Genomic DNA, 17,449 nt, shown 5'->3' with positions numbered 1-17,449 from the left:
TAGTGTGGCTACGCCACGGTTTGATTGAATGCGGGGAGCCGCCCCGCGCACGGGTCACTTTCTTTGTCCCGCCAAAGAAAGTAACCAAAGAAAGGCGGCCCCGCTGTCTCGCCCTGCGGGCTGTTCCTGTGGGGCGGTGATAATAATGAGACATAGAGAGAACGGCGAAAAATCGGGAAAAACTTCGGTAGGTCAGTAAGATACGCGCAGAAAGCTCATAGGGCAAGTGACGTTTAATTTGCGACAAAAAATGGCACTTTTTGTTTTTTTACCGGCAAAAAAGTGGTCTGATGCTGGTAAAAAACGCCTCTCGAATTACCAGTGATACCCTCCTGAATTACCCTCAAAGCGCCTTCGTCACCCCTTTAAAGCAGCTTCGAGGTGGCGCTGAAGGATGTCCAAAACGTCATCAGCAACGTCGGTCGGTAGTTCGCCTTCCGGGGTGATCGGCAGGTACGGCCTGGCGGGGATGGTGACCTTCTTGCCGCGGCCGGCTTGGCCGCCGAACTGGTGGATGGCGGCGTAGGGCTTGTTGCTGCCGATCCAGGCTGAATCCGAGTCGTACCCAGATTGCACCGAGGCAGCCAGGCCGCCGGCGGTGAGTTGCAGCATGAGGCCAGGCCACTTCCCATTTCGCGCACGCTGGGCCTTGGTGGACTCGGCGAGGTCGGGCCAGGGGCCGGCGGGGCCGGCCTCGGCGCTGAACTGCCGTTCGGTCTCAGATTCCAGCAGCTGGGCGATATCGGCGAGCGGCCCGGTCAGGTCTGCCCCGGCGCTGAGGAGCCGGTTCAGGGCATCGATTACCTGCTGGTCTTTGATTTCGATGTCGATCATGGCCTAAACTCTCCATAGCTGATGGGTAGAGTCGCTCCCTGGAGGCGAGGCGCCCAGTGCCGCAAGGTGCGCCGGGTAGCGATACCCGCGCGGAAAGACTGGGAAGCTCTATGGGGTTCGAGTCCCCCGCCCATCAGCGCACTTCCTTCAATAACCCGCCTTTGATATCCCCCTGCACCGCTTTCTTGGATACGGAATATACCGTATCGATCATTCCTGAACGGTCGACAGCGATCTTCAGTGTCAACTCTCCCTGGGAAACGAGGCCGACAAGATCACCGCTGCGCGTGTCCATGAACCACGTAGCGCCAGCTAGTTTGGTAGGTAAATCACTCCATTGCTCAGGCGGCAAACCATCATGATGAGCGGTATGGCGCTTCGCTTTTCTGCCGACGATCAGCCTGTCGGGTACATATAAAACTGGCGCGAAACCAGTTGCCTGTGCGGTTGCCAGCGGCAACATCCCTGCGGTCATGGTCTGGCCCTGCGTGCGGCCAAAGTCCGCCGTGTTAGCCACGAACCCGCGCCATGCCTTCATCCTGGTAGGCGACAGCACCAGCTTTTCGACAGCCTTGAACCCGGCTTCATCACCCAGCGCGGCCACGGCCTTCTTTGCCAGGACTTCGTCCATCCAGTGCCCAGCCAGAGGGCTGGAGTTGAACCCGGGATCGACCCACATGGTCGTGGTCTTGCCGTCCTTCCCGACGATGCGCACGCCGGTCTGTTTGGTGGTGAATATCTCGCCCGACCGCTTGTCGTGCCCAGCCTCGGCATCGCGTGTCACGATCATGCCGTCCGACGATTGGACGGTGAAACCCTCTCGGCTCATCTGTCGCTCGGTCAGCGCACGGGTGCGGCACCGGCAGTTGTAGCCGTTGGGCGGGTAGATGGACTGCCAGATCGGGTCATCCTTGCGGAACACCTTGCCGTCGAGATCGCGGTGGCTGGGGCGTGTACGGCCGTCCAGGACGGCGACGTATTGCAGATAGGGGAATGCATCGGCGGCCATTTGCGCCTGCATTCTGCCTGCCATGTAGGCCGATTGAAGGTTGGTCTGGTAGATGGTCTTGAGGCGCCGCGGGCTGCCGAGCTGAACCATTTCGGCATTGCCCTGGCCGTCCACGATGACCTGTTTACCCCACCACCCCTTGGCCTGCAGCAGCGGCGTCAATTCGCTGCTGAACTGCTTGAGGGTATTGCCGTTCTTTGCGGCATCGATGACGGCGCGGCGGATGTCCTGCACGATATCCAGGCGCGCCGCCTTGGCGACGGTGAAGGCGCGGGCGTGTGCCTCATCGAGCATCTCACCCCAGTTCCAGGTGATGCGCAGCCCCTTGGATTCCAGGTAGCGAACCGCCGCCTCCGGCTCTTTACCGAACAGGGCGTGCAGGAATGCTTTATCAGGCTTCGCCATTGATCCGGCCCCACATCTGCGCCGCCCAGATCATCTGCGCCAGCTTCTCCTCCAGGGCGCCGGCGTCGGCATCAGGGAACTGTTCGGCCAGCCATCCCAGGAACGCTTCCGGGTCTTCCTCGCTGTTCAGTTTGGCGACGATGGGCGCCAGCAGTGCGCGCGCCTGCGCGTCCAGATCATCGTTGCGCAACGCCTCCAGAGCGCCATCCAGCAGCGTCTGATCCTCAATATCAATCACAGCCTGCGCCGGCAGCGCGCTGCCGGTACCAGGGGCAGCGAACTCCATCAGCGAAGCGCCGCCGCCGCTGGAGGGCAGTACCTCTTCATCCTCCTGCGGCTGCGGGATCTGCAGGCGTTCATGCGCGAACCAGGCCGGCACCTTGATGTAGGTGCGCGCCTTGTCCAGTACCTCGACCCAGTCCTGCCGCGCCTCGGCTTCGTCGTAGAACTCGAAGCGCGGTGGCCTGGCGCCTGGAATGTTCAGCTCGGTGATCCAGCCGAGCAGCTCGTTCATGGTGTCTTCGATGATGGCGCGGTCGGATTCATTGACGGCCATCTCGCGGCCGCGGTGTGTTTCTGCAGCGGCGCGGCTGCCCTGGCCCTGGATCTCGGTGGCGAGGGTCTGGCTGGTGAGGGCCTTGCTCATCTCGGCGTTGCAGATGTGCAGCAGGCGCTCATGCACCAGCTGACCGCTGCTGGAGGCCTCGATCAGCTCCACCTTACCGTTGTCCGGGATGGCCGCGACGGCATCCTCGATCATCTGCGCCAGCGCATCGGCCAGCGCATCCTGCTGGTCCTTTGGCGTCCCCTCGGGATACTTGCCCACCGCCCAGGGGATGCCGTATTTCTCGCAGAACTTCACGAAATAGCGGAATCCGCTGTGCTTGAAGGTGTAGGGCCAGAAGCACGAACTGAACAGCGCCACGCCGTAGGGATTGTCGTGGCTCGGCATGTGGCGCGTCACCAGCCACTTGTAAGGGCCGAGTTCCTCGCCTGGCATCATGTTCTCGCGGGTGATCAAGCGCAGCTTGTTCTCGGTGTCCCAGTTGAAGCGGCGGCCGGGGCGGTCGAGCACAGACGCCGGCACCAGGAACTGGCCTTCGCGCTTCCACACCACCTCATGCACCTGGTAGCCACGGAACACCGCTTGCGCCATATTCCAGATCACATCAGGCCAACGCAGGCCGGGGGCGGGGCGCTGCTCCATGAACCTCTCGCCCAGCTCAAGGGCGCGCACGTCGGCCGGCAACTCGCCGCCGGCCTCAATGCGCCACTCATAGCCAAGCAGCGCCGAGCGCACGGAACGCAGCTCGCCGATCACATGGGCGTCGGAGGTGATGGCGTCGAATGCCTCATCGCTCTTGCCGAGCTTGCGCAGCACGGTGTCCGGGTTGGGCAGTACCGTCAGCGCGGAATAGAACTGCGGGTCGGTGTGGCGCGTGGCAATCTCGCGCGCCAGGTTGGTCTTGCTGGCCTTCTTCAGGTCGCCGGTGTCCATCAGGAAACATCCTCTTGCGTGTCGGCCCTGACGGTGAGAACCGGAGCGCCATCGATATAGTTGCCACAGCCGGCCGGAGTCCACGCCGCTGCGATATGCGACTGCCACTCATCGCGGCCAGGCTCACGCCTGGCGCAGGTGGCGCACAGAGGCGCGGTGGTGCCGGCGCAGCGGGCCGTGTCGTAGCTGAGGGACATGTCAGTACCTCGTTAAACTGGTGGCGCTGCGCCGTCCGCGGGTGGCGATCTGCGGCAGGCCGCCGGCGCCGGAGACGGCGGCAGCCCACAGCATGTGCAGGGCGTCCGGGCCGTCGTCGTGGTCAGCCTTGGGAAAGTGGCGCAGCTGGTCGATGAGCGTCACCTGCGATGGATGCAGACGGATGAGGCCGTTGGCCATGTGCGGTTGCAGGCTCTCGATGCGCAGCAGCTTGTCGGTGATCGGCTGCACAGCCCGCGCCGGTACCGGGATGCCGCGTGCGGCGGAGCGCTTCACCAGCTCGCTGCGCAGGAACTCCTGGAACTGCACCGTCTCCACCACCCACAGCAGGCACTGGAATTCCTTCTGGAAGCTGATCACGTCTTCGATGATGCGGTCGGGCAGGCGTTTGCGGATGCTGGCCTCCACCACGTCGAGGATGCCGGTGGAGCGGTTGAATCCGCCCACCAGGATTGCACTCGGGTCACGTGATGCGCCTGCCTTGCCGAGTGACGGATCGCAGGCGCCGTAGAACACCCATTCGCGCAGCCGGTTCACCCAGAAGTTGATCACCTTGGCGAACGGCGCGTCGTCGTCGGAGAGCGGATCGTTCTGCAGCTCGGAGTCGAACGAAGAATGGCCGTCGCGGGCACGGATGATCATCAGGTCCAGCAGCGGGCGGCCGGCGGGCCAGCTCACTTCCGCGCCTTCGTCCATCTCGGCCTTGCGCTCGGCATAGAAGGCATCCGCCGCTTCCTTGCCCTGGTTGAGCAGCAGTTCCTCCCAGCGGTCCCACAGATCCATGCGGTCGGGCCAGGCCAGCAGTGCCTTGAACTTCATCGAGCGCCACAGAGGATTCTTGAGCAGGCGGGCGAGCACCGAGTCATAGTGCAGGATGGTGCCAATGATGATTACATCGAACTTCGCGCCGGCGCCGCCCAGTTTCAGCACCGCTTTGGTCAGCCAGGCTTGCAACTTGTCGCGCTGCTCCGGCGTGCGCACGTTCTCATCGTTCTCCAGATCGTCGCCGATGAACAAGTCGGGACGGTGCGGCCCGTGGCGACGGCCGCGGATGCGCTTGCCGCTGCCCACCGCCTCAATCTTGCGGTCGTTGCGCGTGACGATGACGCCAGCCTGCCAGACGCGGCCCTGGCCGGTGGCCTCCGGGTAGTCCATCGCCAGGCGCGGGTTGCTCTCCAGCTCGGCCTTGATCGCCTCCAGCATGATCGCCGCCTGGTCGAAGGCGTCCATGCCGATCATCGGGTACCACTTGCGGCCGGTGACCACGCACCAGATGACATAAATTTGTGACGTGATGGTGGACTTCGCCTCGCCGCGGGGCGCGGCGATGGCCTGCGTCTCCGCCTCTTTCGAGTCGGCGATCTCCGGCAGCCGCTGGTAGAGATAATCGTGCAGCCGGCTGTTTGGCTTCAGGATGTAGTGCGGGAAATAGGTCCGGGCGAAGAACTGAAAATCACCATCCGCCTGCTTGCGCCGCGCACGCGATGCCGCCGGGTCTGGGTCGAACCCGGAAACGCTCGCCTCGATCTGCTGGCGAAAGCCGGCCGCCAGCTCGGAGAGCTGCTGGGCGAACTGGCGGGAGGAGAGCTTGGCCATCAGCTTACGCTTCACCAACAGCGTCAATGATATGGTCTGCCAGCTTCATATTCCTCCCTCCCGTCAATCGCGTTGTGGATAACAACCCGTGGTTCTTCGTGGTCCCGCTGCGGGCGACACCAGCAACACTCAGTATCCTCGTGCTCCCGGTAGTCGCCGAGTGGAACAACATGAATATCACGCATAGCTCTTGCTCAGTTCCTCGCCAAACGGTTCCAACACCTCCAGCAGCGCGGTGCCGTGCTGCGGGTAGTGCTGCTGAATGAATGCCACCAGCTTCTCCAGGACTTCCATCGCCACAGCGAGCTTGGCGATCCGGTTGTCGCCGCCGCCGGCGGCCTTGACGGTCTTGGTGTAGGCGTCGGCCAGGCGGCTCATGGCCTCGGCCTTCTGGATGCCGTCGAACTCGCTGGAGCCGATCTGCTCCATCGTGGACTGGAACAAAAGCGCAAATTCCTCCAGCACCTGGGTGGTGAGATCGCCCAGGCCGCCGGCGGCCATGCGTGCGGCGGAGCGGGCGCGGTCCCAGTCGTCGCCGGCATCCTTGGCGGCACGCTTCCACTGGCGGGCGGTGTTATAGCTGACGCCGTGGCGCTCGGCTGCCGTCTCCAGCGGTTGGCGCTCGGAGACGTAGGTGCGGCGGACGGCGGCGCGGACTTCGGGGGCGTGGGCCATTACATACTCCACTCAGCAGCACGGAGGGAGGCGCTGGCGCCTTCGGCAATGCGATCATCGAGACGCTCGCATGCGTAGGCCGCGCCCAGCGTGCCGCCCAGGAACAGGAACACCGTATGCAGTGCGCGGCGATGTCTCTCACGAACGAGCATCTTGTTGCGCCTCCATTTACGCATCACCGCGTGGCATCACGCTGAGGTCAAGATAGGCCCCCCACCACAGTGGTAGCGACCAACAGAGACGGCCGTGGGGCTTCTGCCCAGGCTTGTCTATGGGGTGGTTCGGCTCCAGGTCGAATACCTCGCCGAGTGCGCGCACCAAATCAAATGCCGGTACTGCGTCTTCCCTCCACGGAACAGCAACCATATCTAGATCGCGCTGTAGCGAACCATGTAGGGCCAGTGCGTAGCCGAGGCGCCGAGCCTCTTCTGCGAGTCGTGGGTATATTCCAACCATGTATGCCGGTGCCCATGTAGGCTTCTTTTTGTCCAGTGTCGGCATCACCCTTCCCCCCGCAGACGTGACGCCAGCAGGCTGGTGCCGACGCCGATGATGCCGCCAGGTGGGCGGCGCTGGACGCCGGGAACGTCGGCGCGGCCCAGGGCTACGTCGAGGCCGCGGCTGGTGAGCACGGTGGCGCCCATGACATGCTCCACCAGGTTCTGCTCGGCGAGCCAGGTCAGCTCGGTGCGCACGCGGTCGAGGCTGGCCACCATTGCGTGGGCCTCCAGCGCGGCTTGCAGAAGCAAATCGGGAGCCGTGTATCCCGGCTCCCTCTCCAGCGCCTCCAGCAGCATGCGGCGCATCATGGCGGCATGGCGTTCGCGGTAGTCTGTCACGTTCACTTTCCTTCTTTGAGCAGGAATTCGTGTAGCAGGTCCAGTGTGTTGCGCACGCCGGAGAATTCGCCGGTCAGCTTGGCCATTCCGCCGTTGAGATCGTCGAGCCGCGCATGCAGGCGGCGCAGATCATCCTCGGATGGCCCGTGCTCGATGCGTGCCTCCAGGTGCGTCAGGCGATGCTGCACCGCGCTGATCATCCGGTTGGTCTCGCCGGAGTGGTCGTCCAGTTGGCGGCGGGTTGCCTCGGCGTGCGTCTTGAGGTCTTCCTGCGTCGCCACGCCCTTACGTACCGACCAGCCAACCCAGATGCCGAGGAAGTTCAGCACGAACAGCAGCACCGGCCAGTATTTTAGAAGTTGCTCCATCATCGTTTTGCACGCATCCGTTGTTGTTTATCGAAAACACCCTGGCACTCAATACAGCGTGCTGCCGTGGGCAGCGCATCGAGCCGCGCCTTGGGGATCACCGCGCCGCACTCGCAGCAGCACGGCAGGCCGTCGATGTAGAGCGGCTTGGCCTGGTCCGGTGCGGCCGCGGCGGCGATGGCCTGGTCGCGGTCGAATTGTTCGCGCTGTTGGGCGCGGTCTATATCGTCCATTACTGATCCTGATGTGTTGCTCTGATGATGGTTTCGAGAATCTCGGCGTATTCGCGGCGCAGGCGCTCGCGCTCCACCACGCGGCGATAAGTCTCATCGCTGAGGCACATCAGCTCCGCTTCGTACACGCGCGGCAGCAGCGGGCGCTCCGGCAGAGGCAGGGGCTGGCTCACCTGGCGCACGGGCGGCGTGCAGCCGGAGAGCGCGGCGGCGAGCAGGAGCATGGCGCACCACAGGACCACCCAGCCGATGATCACGGCCGCTGCGGTCTTGTTGAGCTTGCGGGAGCGCATGGCTTGCATCACCAATGTTCCTCCATGTGGTCGCGCTTGCCCTGGTCGAGGCGCCGCTCGATGTCGGCCTGCTGTTCGCGGTGCAGCCGTTCCAGCTCGGCGCGGCCCTGGTCGATGCGCTGATGGGTGGCGCTGGCGGCTTCGGCGGTCTCGGCGCGCTGGCGGTCGCGCTCGGCCTCGGCCTGGTGTTGCTTCGAGCGCAGGCCGAAGAACGCCGCCAGGAAGGCGGCGGCGCCGGCGAGGATGGCGAGGGCTTTATTCAACATACTCGCCACGACGCAGAGACAACGTGACCGGCTGGCTGGTCACCAGGCGCAGCAGTCCGTTGATGACCGGCAGCCCGATGGATACGGCTACAAAATAGTTCACCGGCAGATATGGCTGAATCATGTGCAGGTTGTATTCCAGGGCGGAGAACAGCAGCACAACAGCGTTAACGATAATGGTCTTGCTATCGATGATAGGCTTGCTCATGCCGCCCTCCTCAGCGCTTCATCCATGTCATGCAGACCAGGCACGTAGACGGTGCGCGGCGTACCGATGACACGGGCGGGAACTTTGACGGCCGTCAGCGACTGGCTGCGCGGTGCGCGGCCCTTCGGTGCTGCCGAGACATGCACCCATTGACCGAACTCCAGGATGAGCTGGTCGTATGACAGAACGTGGCCACGTATCCACTCGGAAACTTCCATGTGCGACTTTCCGGGCACAATGATGTCGGCGGCCAGGCCCTCGGTGTGCTGAGAGGTAGGCGAGCCGCCGATCATTTTGTTGACTTCGCTGGGCCGATAGCCGGATAGGACGTGCACCGGGCCGAGCGCATCCCGCAGCGGCTGCAGGATGGTGGAGCACAGGCGGATCAGGTTCTGATGGATTGCGGAGCCGGGTTGCACGGTGATGTCGATCCCGTATCGAGTGGCCACCTCCGAGCGGGTGAATTCGTCGAGAGTGAAATTAGCGGAGAGCTGCGTCATGCCAGCGTCTCCCGCAGGCCGGAGAGGGTCCGTTGGCCGGTGCGCTTATCAGCGGGAGCAGCGGTGCGTGGTGCGCACCATACCTCTTCGGCGGGCGCAGCGGGCGGCTGTGCCGGTAGACGGCGACGCCAGTAGTAATCATCGACCAGGTCACGCACCCAGGCGCGGAAAATCCCAGGTACGCGCGCGAGTGCAGCGGCGCGGGATTCGCTCGACTTGAGCGAAACGATCTCGGCGGCGTAGTGCCGGGGGCGCTTCTCGGTGGGTTGTGTCTTGGACATGCCGCCAGACTAGGCGGCCGGGGGGTGAGGTGGTCAGGGGGAAACGCTTCCCCCCGACCGGCAAGGATGTGGGCGGAGTTAGCTTGCGGGTTGAGCGGTGCGGCTGTCAAGCGTCTGCTTCATCAGCCCGCCCAATATCCCCAGCAGGTAGCACTTCGCCTCTCGCGCGGTGCTGACGCACATCAGCTCATTGTACTGGCCGTGGCACAGGTGCTTATACAGAACGGTTCGCTCGTTGAACATCCGGACGCCGAACAGGCGCCACTTGCCACTGAACGTTATTGTTTCGGCATACCAGTCCTCACCGGTGCGAAGTTTAACTTCGTCCAGCAGGCCCTGAAGTTCGGCGTCTTCGTGCCGCCCGGGTGTATGGGTCAAGAATGTGCAGACGGTCATCACTCTTTCTCCTCGCTTTGGTGTGCCAACGCCGGTCGACCGAAGAAACCGGCTCCGGGTAGACCCTGGGCCTGTTTGTAGCCAACGACTTCCATGAACTTCACTTCGGTCTTGGCCGCCTCGATGATGGTGTTAGCGACCTGAGCGATCGTTTTGGCGCGGTCGAGATCCATCGGCTTTTCGTCATCCTTGAGTTTTTCAATGGTCTCGAACAGATGGTTGCGGAGGTCTTCAATCTTATTCTTCATGGGCTCTCTCCCGTTTACGTATTTGCCTGCGCAGCTGCGCGTTGGTGCGGATGGCGTCTTTGAGCGCCGGCGGGTAGCGCTGGATGGTATTGCGGCGCATCAGTTCGCGTCGGGACAGCAGTTCCAGGTTCTCGATGCGCAGGTCGGCGCGGTTGCCGTTCTTGAACGTGACGGCGTGGCCCGTCGGTACCGGGCCGTTATGCTCCTCCCACAGGATTACGTGGGCGAATTTCCAGTTACGGTAGGCGCGGCCCTTGGGAGCATCATCGCGCACCTTCCGCTTGCGGTATCCGTCGGAGCCGATCACTTCAGTGCCGACGGGAACCTCATTCTGCGGCCGGTGGCCAGGCTTGAACTGCGTTTCATATCCGCCGATGTGCAGCCCCTTCATGCCGGCGTTCCAGGGCGTGGCGCGCTTCTGGAAGCGGCTGCCGGCACCGATGGTGCTGCCCGGCTTCAATCGGCCCGACTCGGGGCCAGCGTGGAACGCTTCGCTCTTCTTCAGGCCAAGGCGGTACGCCTTTCGGTAAACCAGTTCCGCCGGGATGCCGAGCTTGTCGGCCAACGCCGCCGTGAGCGTATCGGCGTACTCGTTGCGCAGGACCGCCTCTTCCTCCGGTGTCCAGTAGTGGCGTGGCCTCATGCTTCGGCACGCTCCCACCGAAAATCCGGGTATTGCCCGGCGATGTTGTAGGCGCCCGGCTCGCTCGGCAGCGGCGGCATGGCGGTGACGCACTTGAGGCAGTAGCTGCGGTATCCGCCGACGTTGGTGTCGGTGATGGGGATGCCGCAGCCGGGGCAGCGCATGATCTTGGTGTAGGTGTGCTCGACTTTAGGACAGGCTTGTGTGGTCATCAGAACAGGTCTCCCTGGTTGTCGTCTGTCTTGCGCGCTTCGGCGCTGATGTATTTGATCTGCCGCCAGGTGAGGCCCAGCTCGGCGGCGAGCTGGCGGCCGCTCTTGGCGCCGGCGGCGCGGGCTTCGGCGATGTAGTGGTTGCGCAGCTGCAGGTGGATCTTGTCGGCCTTGGGGAGGTCGATGGTGGTGCCGCCGTGTTCCTCGCAGAGGGCGGCGAGTGCGGCGCGGGACAGGATGGTGCCGAGCGCGACGCATTGTTCCGGGTGGACGGCAACGGCCAGCGGACGGCCGCCGCGGGCCTTGAGCAGGGCGAGGGTCTGCGGCAAGCCGATCAGGCGCACCAGCTCCCGGACCTGCGGTGGCAGCAGGTCGGGGTTCACCAGGTCGAGATCGGCGGCCGGCTCGCTCATTACTCCTCCAGCTTCACGCCGGTGTTCTTGGCCCAGGCGCGCAGCGCCTGGATGCAGTTGTTGAGGTCTTTGGCCTGCGCCCACTCCAGGCGGGGCTTGCCGGTGATGCGGGCGCAGAACTTGATCATCGACGCTTCGCCGCGGTTCTTGATCACGCCGGCATCGGCCAGTGCACACCAGATGGCGGTGATCTTGGCGATGCGCGGCTTGCGCCAGTCGGTGGCGTTGGCCAGCGTCTTGCCCTGGGGCGTGAATCCCTTCTGGCGCATTTCGGACAGCGCCGCCTGGAGCCCGTCGATGGTCATGGTGGTGGCGGAGTACTTGTCGCCGATCAGGCTCGCGCCGTGGCGCGCCAGCAGCGCGCGGTAGTCTTCCTCCTCCATGCGCAGCGCGCGCTTGCCAACCACGAGCAGGCGATAGAGTTGATGACGGAAGGCGTCTTGGCGCGGGGATTCGTTCATGCCCTAGTTGCCCCGAGATCAGTCGGCGTAGCTAATCGGGCATGAGCACGGATGCGACCGGAGAGAAGAGAATAAAATTTTGCTGTTTCAATAGCCGCAGCCAGTGTTCTAGCCCGTACGTATTTGGTGTCTCGCTTTTCGCTCTTATTTCGTCCCTTGCGGACAGTCTGAGAAAGGCTGACAACCCAAACCTTAAACTCCCGCGCACCCCAGTATTCTTCGGGGTTGAATGCTTGTTCGCTCATTCGCGTCACCTCAGCCGACGTATTTCCAGCTCTTCGGCAGGTTGCCTTCGATGTGGCAGGACTTGCACACGCGGCGCGGCTGCCAGCCCTTGGTTCGGTACTCAACCGTCTTGCTGCGCTCCACCGTGGCGCCACAGCGGCAGGTGTGCATCTGCTGGCAGTAGCACGGCCCGCCGCCGGTCTGGTGCTTCGGGCAGGTGACGCCGCTCATGCCGCGGCCTCCATCACGTCCTGCGCGGCCTCGGCCAGCAGCGCGCTGACCAGCTTGTCCACCTCGCTGTCGACGGACTTGATCACCACGGCGTCGCAGTCGGCGCTGATGCGGATGCCGAGGCGTTTGAGATCGGAGACGGCGAGGTCGTAGACGGCTGGCTTGTGGACGGATTCGCGGACGCGGATCAGCAGCTCGGCCTGGTCCCTGGGGAGCTTGGCCCGGATGCGCGCGATCACCTTGGCTTCATCGTCGAACTCGACGGTGCCGCGCTGCTTGATGATGCCGACCTTGACGCCGTGCAGCACGCGGGTGCGCGGCTTGTCGAAGAGGCTCTTGCCGTCCTCGATGGCGGCCTTGAGATCGGCCTGCGCCTGGCGGGCCTTCTGCACCGCTTGCTTGATGGCGGCCAGGCGGGCGCGCTTGACCTTCTCGATGGCGTCGTTCATCTCGGTCACCAGGGCGGCGAGCGCGTCGCGTTCGGTGGCGTAGGTGGCGGTGAGGGTTTCAATCTGTTGCATGTTCACGGTTGTTTATCCTCTTTGATCTTGAGCTCCAGGGCGTACTGGCGCAGCAGCTCTTCGTTGCTGATACGCCGCAGCATCTTTTCTCGGCGAAAAGCTGACAGGGCGCGCTTGCGGAACCAGGCGGCTTCCTGTTCGATCTCTTCCTTCTTCTCGGCGGTGTAGTAGCCGCCGTCCGGGCCGGACTTGTGGACAATGGGTTCGCCATCCTCCTGGAGCTCGGCGATGACCGAGCGCACCAGGCGCGTCTGGTTGACCTTGCGCATCGGGATGATCGGGTGGCCGGTGATGGCCTGATAGAGTCGGTACATCGAAACGCACTCATCCGGCCCGACGTGCTGCGCGAGAATCTCGCGCACCCGCGCCTTGAATTCCGCCCGGTCGATTTCACGCATCGGCTTTGTTCCCTCCCTTCTTGTTGAGTGCCTGCTCTTTCCAGTCCGCCGGCGGGCCGGACCTCACCTTCTCGACTACCTGCACCGGGCCGCCCTGCTGGCCGGTGCGGCGCGATGGATTGCGCCGTTCCTCTTCCTGCTTCTGCTCCTGCCGGCCGCCGGCCTTGGTGGCGATGCCGGCGACGACGGCGCGCAGGTAGTTGTGGTTCGAGAGCGGCAGCGTCAGCCGCTCGCGCGCGGCGAGCATTTCCTCCAGGCCCATGCGCCAGTAGTCCACCGGTGCGGCGTGGACAACCGTCTTGTGTTCCACCTGTCCTGAGGCCACCAGCTCGCCCAGCTCGGAGAGCACGCGCACCAGCTTGTTGCTGGCCAGCTTGCGGCCGGCCGGCGCGAACAGCGCCAGATATTCCAGCACCGGATCGGCGAGGCGCGGATCGAGCTTCAGCGCCGCGTGCAGCGCCTGGCGCGCCCGCGCCTCGGACAGATACTCGGCGATGGGACGGACACCGCCGCACTCCGGGCAGACGCCATGCACGCTCATGCGCGAACCTTCCAGCCGGCCGAGAGACGCAGCGGGCCGAGCACGAACACCACACTGCTGAACCCCATCGATGACTTGAGGTGCAGCGATACCAGGTAGCGCGTGATTCCGAGCAAGCCGGACGGCTCGCCCCACAGGCCGGTGAGGCCGCCCAGGCCGACGCTGAAGCCGACACCGCGCCAGCACCAGGCAACGACAGGGACTCCCTGCGCGGCCCTCATGACGCCTGCCTCTGCAGGTAACCCGGCAGCTCGCAGAATTCGCCTTCGATGAGCTGCAGCTGCGCCGGTTGATGGGTTTCGCTGCGCTCTACCCATCCTGTGAACAGGGCGGCGTGCAGCTGGTCGTGCAGCTCACGGGCGGCGGCTGGGGTCATCACCTCGAAGCGGCGCGGCGACAGGGACACCAGCAGCACCGGGCCGTCGTCGAGGTGATGCAGCAGCTCCACCGCGCTCATGACGGCATCCCCGCTTCCATACCCAGCGGGATGTCGCCGTAGCGTGCATCCAGACCAAAGGGCAGCGGCGGCAGCGGCATCCAGTGGGTTGGCATAATGACCTTCTCCGGCTCGGTGCCGGTTAGCACCCAGCGGCCGTCCGGCTTGCGGTAGCCGATGTCCACGGTCGCATCAGCATCGAAGCGGGCATCACTCCACACCACCAGCACATCGGTCAGCGGTTCCGGCAGCGCTTCGTCGAGGACGATCCAGCGCTTCAGCAGACGGGCCACCAGCTCCACGTCTTCCACAGTGGTGGTGCCGTTGCCGATGCGGTGCAGCAGTTCCACAAAGTAGCGTGCGTTCATGCCGGCACCCTCCGATCCTTGTGGCGGTCGCCAGAGACGGAATAGGCATGGTGGCGCATGCGCTGCACGTAGCCGCTGTCGCGCATCTGTGCGCCAGCCGGCACCAGGGCCTCTTCCAGGTCGCGGTGCATGGCGGCGGCCTGCGCCGGCAGCAGCGGGGCCACGCGCGGCGGGAGTTGGGCGATGGAGTCCAGGATCTCCTGCGGCGCCAACAGGAACGTGTCGAAGCGGACACCGTGCTGGTGGTACAGGTCGCGGGCGGTGAACACCTCGCCCCAGTGATCGATGTATTCGTCGGCGTACATATCACACCCCCTTCGGGCGCTTGAGGCCCATCAGCTGCTGGCCGGCCTCGAACACCAGGCGCGGGGTCAGGTCGTGGCCTTTGTCGAGGCACAGCTCGATGACGTTGCGCAGCAGCTTGGCGAGCACGCGGGCGCGGCCGTCGCACATCTGCCAGAACGCGTCCAGGATTTCCTCATTCGGCGCGTCACGGCCGTCGAAGGCGGCGCGCACGATCATCAGGGCGTCCTCGCGCTTGATGGATTTAATCACCGCCGGCCAGAAACCGACGCGGCTGGAAATCTGGCCGTGCTTGCCCCGCGGGTCTTCGACCATCGGGCGGAGCTTCTCGGTGCCGACCAACACCAGGCCGATCTCCGCGATGTCGGATATGCGGCGCGCATACTCCAGGGCGGAGTCGGCGACCTTGTCGGCTTCGTCGAGCACCAGCAGCTTGTCGGTACCGCGCAGCGCCTTGACGATTGCGCGGAACATTTCGCTCTTGGTCCCCACGGCGTAGCGATTCGACTTCTGCACCACGGCGCCGGTGAGGTCCACCAGTTCGCGCAGCAGCACGATGGCGTTCATGTCCGGCGAGCCTTCCACCAGCAGGACGTTGGGCGTGGTGGCGGCGTAGCGCTTCACCGCCGTGGTCTTGCCCACGCCCACCTCGCCGGAGACGATGCCCACGTCGCGATACTGGTGCGCACGCTTGCAAACGAATTCCACGGTCTGGTGCACCGACGTGGGCACGAACGGCACCTGAACGTTGGCGGCGCGGGCCGATTCGCGGCCGATGTAGTCGAGCAGCGTGGCGAGTTGCTTCTTCGGCGAGCTGACGTACTTGCCCAACAGGATCGGGTTCAGCGTGCCCTGGGCGATGCCGGTGGCGCGCGCGAGCTTGGTCTGGTTGCGCTGGTTGGCGTAGCCGGGGGCGTGGGTCTGGCCGGCGTTGATCCAGTCGATGATGTGGCACACCGCGAGCTTGTCTTCGGCGTCGTAGGTAGGCGCCCAGTCGGTCGGATGCTCCATCACGGCGAGGCGATGCGGGACCGCCTTGCCGCCGGCCGGGTTGATGTCTTCGGGCTTGGTCATGCGCTATACTCCTTCTTGTTGTGAACGCAGACGGGGTCTACTCCCCGTCGATATCCAAGGGGGACAGTCGTAGCGGGCTGTCTCCCTTTTCTTTTGCCCGGCCCCGCAACAGGGGCGAGAGCAAATCCAGGGTTTCGCCTTCGGCCTGCTCCAGGGCAGGCGCCGGGCGCGCCGGCTCCAGCAGCGCACTGATCTTCTCCATCTGCTGGTCGTGGGTGATGGCGTTGCCGTGCTGCGCCTCCACCTCGGCCACCTTCTTGTGCAGGCGCTTGAGCTGGCCATCCTTGCGGCGCTGGCGCTGTTCCTCCAGGCGCGAGGCCGGCAGGTAGTCGGCCTTGGTTACCAGCTCGGCGACGCACACCAGGCGATCCTGGTCGTCGTAGACGTACACATGGGCGTCGTCGTGGATGGAGTACTCCACCGGCAGCACGCGGTCGTTGTAGAGCGCCAGGTCGGTGTGGCTGTACACGCGCTTGTGCAGCTCGATGGAAGCGCGGCGGATGGTGCGGGTGGTGCGCTCGCGCACGGTGGCGTCGGCCGGCACCTCCAGCGGCACGCGCTGCAGCTCGGCCCAGACCTCGGCCGGCGTGCGGCCGTTCAGCGCGCTGTGGACGGTGTTGTTGTAGCGGTCGATGAAGCGAGCCAGGGAGTCGCGGTACTGCGCCAGGGTCGGCAGCTCGCGCTTGCCCTGCTTGAGCTGGTCGTGCAGGCGGCGGTTCACCTCCGGCGCCATGTCGTCGCCGCAGTAGAACATCCCGGCAGCGAACAGCTTGTCGTGCTTATCGCGGATGGTGCGGAACAGGCGCTCGATGTGGCCGCGGCCCTTCGAGTTGCCGGGGATGGAGAACATCGGCTGAATGGTGAAGCGGGCATAGAAGCCGACCGCCTCATCGCTCATGGCCTTGGCCTTGAAGCCGCTGCCGTTGTCGACGTGCATCCAGGCCGGGACGTGGTCGTGGCAGAGCATGGCGTGCGACAGGGCCAGCATGGAGCTGTGCGTGGACTCCGCCTCGGAGAGGTACCAGCCGACGATATAGAGAGAGCGGACGTCCTCCACCACGGTGAGCTCCGGGCGCCAGATGCCGCCGGAGATCGGATGCGCCAGGTAGTCGTCGATGGTGTGGCCGTCCATCGTGTAGACCTCTCCCACCTCCAGGCAGCTGGTATCGCGGCGCACGTAGCGGCCGCGGTTGAGGTCGTGGTAGTGCTTGCCGACGCGCTGCGGGCTTTGCGGGCCTAGGGTGGCCGGCATCGTCTTGAGGTAGCGGCGCACGCGGTCGTTGCTGGCGCTCTCGAAACCCTCGGCGCGCAGTTGCTCGGCGACGGCGCCATAGGTCGGCTTGCTCGGGATGTGATACAGCGCCAGGGCGCGCAGCTCCCAGCCGTAGTCCTTGCGCTTCCGTCCCTTGTGCTGCGGCGCCGCCTCAGCCTCGCGCCCTTGCAGGTGCTTGGCGTACTTCTCATCCCATCTATAGATCGTGGCGCGGTTCGGGCACAGGCTCTTCTTGGTGGGCCGCAGCACTGCCAGCGCGGAGATAACGGCACCCGGCAGCAGCCCGGCCGCGAACTGCTGCGCAAACAGATCGGCGGCCGGGTTGAGGCTGTCGCAGCCCAGCGCCACGCGCAGCTTGCGCACGTAACGCATCACCACCACCAGCGCGGCGACCTTGCGCTTCTTCGGGCCGGTGACGGCTGCCGCGTCCTCGGCCTGCTCGGCGCGGGCGAGTGCGTTGGTGATCTGTTTCAGTTGCTGCATGG

At 64.6% G+C, this 17,449-nt stretch carries 32 protein-coding genes; all 32 read right to left on the bottom strand.

The features are described 5' to 3' along the window. Nucleotides 1–357 precede the first annotated feature (357 nt). The 32 genes from ACMV8A_RS14355 to ACMV8A_RS14200 all read right to left on the bottom strand — a co-directional run bounded on the left by ACMV8A_RS14355 (nucleotide 358) and on the right by ACMV8A_RS14200 (nucleotide 17,447). Nucleotides 358–834 carry a phage virion morphogenesis protein gene (locus ACMV8A_RS14355; RefSeq protein WP_495326565.1) on the bottom strand — a complete coding sequence of 159 codons (477 nt, stop codon included), beginning with the start codon at nucleotides 832–834 and terminating at the stop codon, nucleotides 358–360. A 133-nt stretch (nucleotides 835–967) separates the two neighbouring features. Next, entirely contained in the window at nucleotides 968–2,248 is a 1,281-nt protein-coding gene (locus ACMV8A_RS14350) for a phage head morphogenesis protein (protein ID WP_495326564.1), read from the bottom strand. Further along, complete coding sequence (locus ACMV8A_RS14345) at nucleotides 2,235–3,746, bottom strand: DUF935 domain-containing protein (protein ID WP_495326563.1); 1,512 nt, start codon at nucleotides 3,744–3,746, stop codon at nucleotides 2,235–2,237. Before ACMV8A_RS14345 ends, ACMV8A_RS14350 begins: the two co-directional genes overlap by 14 nt. After that, the gene (locus ACMV8A_RS14340) at nucleotides 3,746–3,943 is read right to left on the bottom strand and encodes a hypothetical protein (protein WP_495326562.1); all 198 of its coding nucleotides are present in this window, start codon (nucleotides 3,941–3,943) and stop codon (nucleotides 3,746–3,748) included. Before ACMV8A_RS14340 ends, ACMV8A_RS14345 begins: the two co-directional genes overlap by 1 nt. Nucleotide 3,944: 1 nt before the next feature. Continuing rightward, on the bottom strand, nucleotides 3,945–5,558 hold the full coding sequence (terL, locus tag ACMV8A_RS14335; protein WP_495326566.1) for a phage terminase large subunit: 1,614 nt from the start codon (nucleotides 5,556–5,558) through the stop codon (nucleotides 3,945–3,947). Nucleotides 5,559–5,735: 177 nt separating this feature from the next. Further along, nucleotides 5,736–6,233, bottom strand: coding sequence for a DUF1804 family protein (locus ACMV8A_RS14330; RefSeq protein WP_495326561.1), 498 nt, complete (start codon nucleotides 6,231–6,233; stop codon nucleotides 5,736–5,738). Continuing rightward, a complete protein-coding gene (locus ACMV8A_RS14325; protein ID WP_495326560.1) occupies nucleotides 6,233–6,385 on the bottom strand; it encodes a hypothetical protein in 153 nt (50 codons plus the stop codon). The genes ACMV8A_RS14330 and ACMV8A_RS14325 overlap by 1 nt, the downstream gene beginning before the upstream one ends. A 348-nt stretch (nucleotides 6,386–6,733) precedes the next feature. Next, a complete protein-coding gene (locus ACMV8A_RS14320) occupies nucleotides 6,734–7,072 on the bottom strand; it encodes a VpaChn25_0724 family phage protein (protein ID WP_495326559.1) in 339 nt (112 codons plus the stop codon). 2 nt (nucleotides 7,073–7,074) lie between these two features. Next, nucleotides 7,075–7,443 (bottom strand): DUF2730 family protein, encoded by a 369-nt coding sequence (locus ACMV8A_RS14315; RefSeq protein ID WP_495326558.1) that lies wholly within the window; start codon nucleotides 7,441–7,443, stop codon nucleotides 7,075–7,077. Continuing rightward, nucleotides 7,440–7,673 (bottom strand): TraR/DksA C4-type zinc finger protein, encoded by a 234-nt coding sequence (locus ACMV8A_RS14310; RefSeq protein WP_495326557.1) that lies wholly within the window; start codon nucleotides 7,671–7,673, stop codon nucleotides 7,440–7,442. The genes ACMV8A_RS14315 and ACMV8A_RS14310 overlap by 4 nt, the downstream gene beginning before the upstream one ends. Beyond that, nucleotides 7,673–7,975, bottom strand: a complete 303-nt coding sequence (locus tag ACMV8A_RS14305) for a hypothetical protein (RefSeq protein WP_495326556.1) — start codon at nucleotides 7,973–7,975, stop codon at nucleotides 7,673–7,675. The genes ACMV8A_RS14310 and ACMV8A_RS14305 overlap by 1 nt, the downstream gene beginning before the upstream one ends. Beyond that, on the bottom strand, nucleotides 7,975–8,232 hold the full coding sequence (locus ACMV8A_RS14300) for a hypothetical protein (protein WP_495326555.1): 258 nt from the start codon (nucleotides 8,230–8,232) through the stop codon (nucleotides 7,975–7,977). The genes ACMV8A_RS14305 and ACMV8A_RS14300 overlap by 1 nt, the downstream gene beginning before the upstream one ends. After that, nucleotides 8,222–8,440 (bottom strand): hypothetical protein, encoded by a 219-nt coding sequence (locus ACMV8A_RS14295; protein WP_495326554.1) that lies wholly within the window; start codon nucleotides 8,438–8,440, stop codon nucleotides 8,222–8,224. Before ACMV8A_RS14295 ends, ACMV8A_RS14300 begins: the two co-directional genes overlap by 11 nt. Beyond that, on the bottom strand, nucleotides 8,437–8,940 hold the full coding sequence (locus tag ACMV8A_RS14290; RefSeq protein ID WP_495326553.1) for a D-Ala-D-Ala carboxypeptidase family metallohydrolase: 504 nt from the start codon (nucleotides 8,938–8,940) through the stop codon (nucleotides 8,437–8,439). Before ACMV8A_RS14290 ends, ACMV8A_RS14295 begins: the two co-directional genes overlap by 4 nt. Beyond that, on the bottom strand, nucleotides 8,937–9,221 hold the full coding sequence (locus ACMV8A_RS14285; protein ID WP_495326552.1) for a hypothetical protein: 285 nt from the start codon (nucleotides 9,219–9,221) through the stop codon (nucleotides 8,937–8,939). Before ACMV8A_RS14285 ends, ACMV8A_RS14290 begins: the two co-directional genes overlap by 4 nt. 78 nt (nucleotides 9,222–9,299) lie before the next feature. After that, the gene (locus tag ACMV8A_RS14280; protein WP_495326551.1) at nucleotides 9,300–9,617 is read right to left on the bottom strand and encodes a hypothetical protein; all 318 of its coding nucleotides are present in this window, start codon (nucleotides 9,615–9,617) and stop codon (nucleotides 9,300–9,302) included. Next, nucleotides 9,617–9,865: a hypothetical protein gene (locus ACMV8A_RS14275; RefSeq protein ID WP_495326550.1), complete on the bottom strand. Its 249-nt coding sequence runs from the start codon at nucleotides 9,863–9,865 to the stop codon at nucleotides 9,617–9,619. The genes ACMV8A_RS14280 and ACMV8A_RS14275 overlap by 1 nt, the downstream gene beginning before the upstream one ends. Further along, nucleotides 9,855–10,508 carry an HNH endonuclease signature motif containing protein gene (locus ACMV8A_RS14270; protein WP_495326549.1) on the bottom strand — a complete coding sequence of 218 codons (654 nt, stop codon included), beginning with the start codon at nucleotides 10,506–10,508 and terminating at the stop codon, nucleotides 9,855–9,857. Before ACMV8A_RS14270 ends, ACMV8A_RS14275 begins: the two co-directional genes overlap by 11 nt. Continuing rightward, the gene (locus ACMV8A_RS14265) at nucleotides 10,505–10,720 is read right to left on the bottom strand and encodes a hypothetical protein (RefSeq protein WP_495326548.1); all 216 of its coding nucleotides are present in this window, start codon (nucleotides 10,718–10,720) and stop codon (nucleotides 10,505–10,507) included. Before ACMV8A_RS14265 ends, ACMV8A_RS14270 begins: the two co-directional genes overlap by 4 nt. Next, nucleotides 10,720–11,133 carry a hypothetical protein gene (locus ACMV8A_RS14260; protein WP_495326547.1) on the bottom strand — a complete coding sequence of 138 codons (414 nt, stop codon included), beginning with the start codon at nucleotides 11,131–11,133 and terminating at the stop codon, nucleotides 10,720–10,722. Before ACMV8A_RS14260 ends, ACMV8A_RS14265 begins: the two co-directional genes overlap by 1 nt. Then, nucleotides 11,133–11,594, bottom strand: a complete 462-nt coding sequence (locus ACMV8A_RS14255; protein ID WP_495326546.1) for a regulatory protein GemA — start codon at nucleotides 11,592–11,594, stop codon at nucleotides 11,133–11,135. The genes ACMV8A_RS14260 and ACMV8A_RS14255 overlap by 1 nt, the downstream gene beginning before the upstream one ends. Next, a complete protein-coding gene (locus tag ACMV8A_RS14250) occupies nucleotides 11,591–11,839 on the bottom strand; it encodes a hypothetical protein (RefSeq protein WP_495326545.1) in 249 nt (82 codons plus the stop codon). The genes ACMV8A_RS14255 and ACMV8A_RS14250 overlap by 4 nt, the downstream gene beginning before the upstream one ends. A gap of 10 nt (nucleotides 11,840–11,849) precedes the next feature. After that, nucleotides 11,850–12,050: a hypothetical protein gene (locus ACMV8A_RS14245; RefSeq protein ID WP_495326544.1), complete on the bottom strand. Its 201-nt coding sequence runs from the start codon at nucleotides 12,048–12,050 to the stop codon at nucleotides 11,850–11,852. Next, a complete protein-coding gene (locus tag ACMV8A_RS14240) occupies nucleotides 12,047–12,577 on the bottom strand; it encodes a hypothetical protein (protein ID WP_495326543.1) in 531 nt (176 codons plus the stop codon). The genes ACMV8A_RS14245 and ACMV8A_RS14240 overlap by 4 nt, the downstream gene beginning before the upstream one ends. Then, nucleotides 12,574–12,969 carry a hypothetical protein gene (locus tag ACMV8A_RS14235; RefSeq protein ID WP_495326542.1) on the bottom strand — a complete coding sequence of 132 codons (396 nt, stop codon included), beginning with the start codon at nucleotides 12,967–12,969 and terminating at the stop codon, nucleotides 12,574–12,576. Before ACMV8A_RS14235 ends, ACMV8A_RS14240 begins: the two co-directional genes overlap by 4 nt. Beyond that, complete coding sequence (locus tag ACMV8A_RS14230; protein WP_495326541.1) at nucleotides 12,962–13,510, bottom strand: HI_1489 N-terminal domain-containing protein; 549 nt, start codon at nucleotides 13,508–13,510, stop codon at nucleotides 12,962–12,964. The genes ACMV8A_RS14235 and ACMV8A_RS14230 overlap by 8 nt, the downstream gene beginning before the upstream one ends. Next, a complete protein-coding gene (locus ACMV8A_RS14225) occupies nucleotides 13,507–13,731 on the bottom strand; it encodes a hypothetical protein (RefSeq protein ID WP_495326540.1) in 225 nt (74 codons plus the stop codon). The genes ACMV8A_RS14230 and ACMV8A_RS14225 overlap by 4 nt, the downstream gene beginning before the upstream one ends. After that, nucleotides 13,728–13,967 (bottom strand): hypothetical protein, encoded by a 240-nt coding sequence (locus ACMV8A_RS14220; protein ID WP_495326539.1) that lies wholly within the window; start codon nucleotides 13,965–13,967, stop codon nucleotides 13,728–13,730. The genes ACMV8A_RS14225 and ACMV8A_RS14220 overlap by 4 nt, the downstream gene beginning before the upstream one ends. Beyond that, on the bottom strand, nucleotides 13,964–14,314 hold the full coding sequence (locus ACMV8A_RS14215) for a DUF551 domain-containing protein (protein WP_495326538.1): 351 nt from the start codon (nucleotides 14,312–14,314) through the stop codon (nucleotides 13,964–13,966). The genes ACMV8A_RS14220 and ACMV8A_RS14215 overlap by 4 nt, the downstream gene beginning before the upstream one ends. After that, nucleotides 14,311–14,619 (bottom strand): hypothetical protein, encoded by a 309-nt coding sequence (locus tag ACMV8A_RS14210; protein ID WP_495326537.1) that lies wholly within the window; start codon nucleotides 14,617–14,619, stop codon nucleotides 14,311–14,313. The genes ACMV8A_RS14215 and ACMV8A_RS14210 overlap by 4 nt, the downstream gene beginning before the upstream one ends. 1 nt (nucleotide 14,620) lies before the next feature. After that, nucleotides 14,621–15,691: an AAA family ATPase gene (locus ACMV8A_RS14205; RefSeq protein WP_495326536.1), complete on the bottom strand. Its 1,071-nt coding sequence runs from the start codon at nucleotides 15,689–15,691 to the stop codon at nucleotides 14,621–14,623. Nucleotides 15,692–15,728: 37 nt separating this feature from the next. Further along, nucleotides 15,729–17,447 (bottom strand): transposase, encoded by a 1,719-nt coding sequence (locus ACMV8A_RS14200; protein WP_495326535.1) that lies wholly within the window; start codon nucleotides 17,445–17,447, stop codon nucleotides 15,729–15,731. Between the last annotated feature and the right edge of the window lie 2 nt (nucleotides 17,448–17,449).

The sequence above is a fragment of the Sulfurivermis sp. genome (assembly GCF_059410345.1).
Note: the sequence above shows the minus strand (reverse complement) of the source record. Positions and strands in the feature narration are given on the sequence as shown.

Coding starts and splice junctions, on each gene's coding strand:
- ACMV8A_RS14265 (WP_495326548.1), bottom strand. CDS start 10,720: ATGACCACACAAGCCTGTCCTAAAGTCGAGCACACCTACACCAAGATC.
- ACMV8A_RS14305 (WP_495326556.1), bottom strand. CDS start 7,975: ATGCAAGCCATGCGCTCCCGCAAGCTCAACAAGACCGCAGCGGCCGTG.
- ACMV8A_RS14310 (WP_495326557.1), bottom strand. CDS start 7,673: ATGGACGATATAGACCGCGCCCAACAGCGCGAACAATTCGACCGCGAC.
- ACMV8A_RS14270 (WP_495326549.1), bottom strand. CDS start 10,508: ATGAGGCCACGCCACTACTGGACACCGGAGGAAGAGGCGGTCCTGCGC.
- ACMV8A_RS14210 (WP_495326537.1), bottom strand. CDS start 14,619: ATGTACGCCGACGAATACATCGATCACTGGGGCGAGGTGTTCACCGCC.
- ACMV8A_RS14290 (WP_495326553.1), bottom strand. CDS start 8,940: ATGACGCAGCTCTCCGCTAATTTCACTCTCGACGAATTCACCCGCTCG.
- ACMV8A_RS14295 (WP_495326554.1), bottom strand. CDS start 8,440: ATGAGCAAGCCTATCATCGATAGCAAGACCATTATCGTTAACGCTGTT.
- ACMV8A_RS14215 (WP_495326538.1), bottom strand. CDS start 14,314: ATGAACGCACGCTACTTTGTGGAACTGCTGCACCGCATCGGCAACGGC.
- ACMV8A_RS14200 (WP_495326535.1), bottom strand. CDS start 17,447: ATGCAGCAACTGAAACAGATCACCAACGCACTCGCCCGCGCCGAGCAG.
- ACMV8A_RS14275 (WP_495326550.1), bottom strand. CDS start 9,865: ATGAAGAATAAGATTGAAGACCTCCGCAACCATCTGTTCGAGACCATT.
- ACMV8A_RS14220 (WP_495326539.1), bottom strand. CDS start 13,967: ATGAGCGCGGTGGAGCTGCTGCATCACCTCGACGACGGCCCGGTGCTG.
- ACMV8A_RS14225 (WP_495326540.1), bottom strand. CDS start 13,731: ATGAGGGCCGCGCAGGGAGTCCCTGTCGTTGCCTGGTGCTGGCGCGGT.
- ACMV8A_RS14250 (WP_495326545.1), bottom strand. CDS start 11,839: ATGAGCGAACAAGCATTCAACCCCGAAGAATACTGGGGTGCGCGGGAG.
- ACMV8A_RS14300 (WP_495326555.1), bottom strand. CDS start 8,232: ATGTTGAATAAAGCCCTCGCCATCCTCGCCGGCGCCGCCGCCTTCCTG.
- ACMV8A_RS14235 (WP_495326542.1), bottom strand. CDS start 12,969: ATGCGTGAAATCGACCGGGCGGAATTCAAGGCGCGGGTGCGCGAGATT.
- ACMV8A_RS14255 (WP_495326546.1), bottom strand. CDS start 11,594: ATGAACGAATCCCCGCGCCAAGACGCCTTCCGTCATCAACTCTATCGC.
- ACMV8A_RS14230 (WP_495326541.1), bottom strand. CDS start 13,510: ATGAGCGTGCATGGCGTCTGCCCGGAGTGCGGCGGTGTCCGTCCCATC.
- ACMV8A_RS14280 (WP_495326551.1), bottom strand. CDS start 9,617: ATGACCGTCTGCACATTCTTGACCCATACACCCGGGCGGCACGAAGAC.
- ACMV8A_RS14245 (WP_495326544.1), bottom strand. CDS start 12,050: ATGAGCGGCGTCACCTGCCCGAAGCACCAGACCGGCGGCGGGCCGTGC.
- ACMV8A_RS14205 (WP_495326536.1), bottom strand. CDS start 15,691: ATGACCAAGCCCGAAGACATCAACCCGGCCGGCGGCAAGGCGGTCCCG.
- ACMV8A_RS14315 (WP_495326558.1), bottom strand. CDS start 7,443: ATGATGGAGCAACTTCTAAAATACTGGCCGGTGCTGCTGTTCGTGCTG.
- ACMV8A_RS14355 (WP_495326565.1), bottom strand. CDS start 834: ATGATCGACATCGAAATCAAAGACCAGCAGGTAATCGATGCCCTGAAC.
- ACMV8A_RS14330 (WP_495326561.1), bottom strand. CDS start 6,233: ATGGCCCACGCCCCCGAAGTCCGCGCCGCCGTCCGCCGCACCTACGTC.
- terL (WP_495326566.1), bottom strand. CDS start 5,558: ATGGCCAAGCTCTCCTCCCGCCAGTTCGCCCAGCAGCTCTCCGAGCTG.
- ACMV8A_RS14325 (WP_495326560.1), bottom strand. CDS start 6,385: ATGCTCGTTCGTGAGAGACATCGCCGCGCACTGCATACGGTGTTCCTG.
- ACMV8A_RS14350 (WP_495326564.1), bottom strand. CDS start 2,248: ATGGCGAAGCCTGATAAAGCATTCCTGCACGCCCTGTTCGGTAAAGAG.
- ACMV8A_RS14340 (WP_495326562.1), bottom strand. CDS start 3,943: ATGTCCCTCAGCTACGACACGGCCCGCTGCGCCGGCACCACCGCGCCT.
- ACMV8A_RS14345 (WP_495326563.1), bottom strand. CDS start 3,746: ATGGACACCGGCGACCTGAAGAAGGCCAGCAAGACCAACCTGGCGCGC.
- ACMV8A_RS14285 (WP_495326552.1), bottom strand. CDS start 9,221: ATGTCCAAGACACAACCCACCGAGAAGCGCCCCCGGCACTACGCCGCC.
- ACMV8A_RS14260 (WP_495326547.1), bottom strand. CDS start 11,133: ATGAGCGAGCCGGCCGCCGATCTCGACCTGGTGAACCCCGACCTGCTG.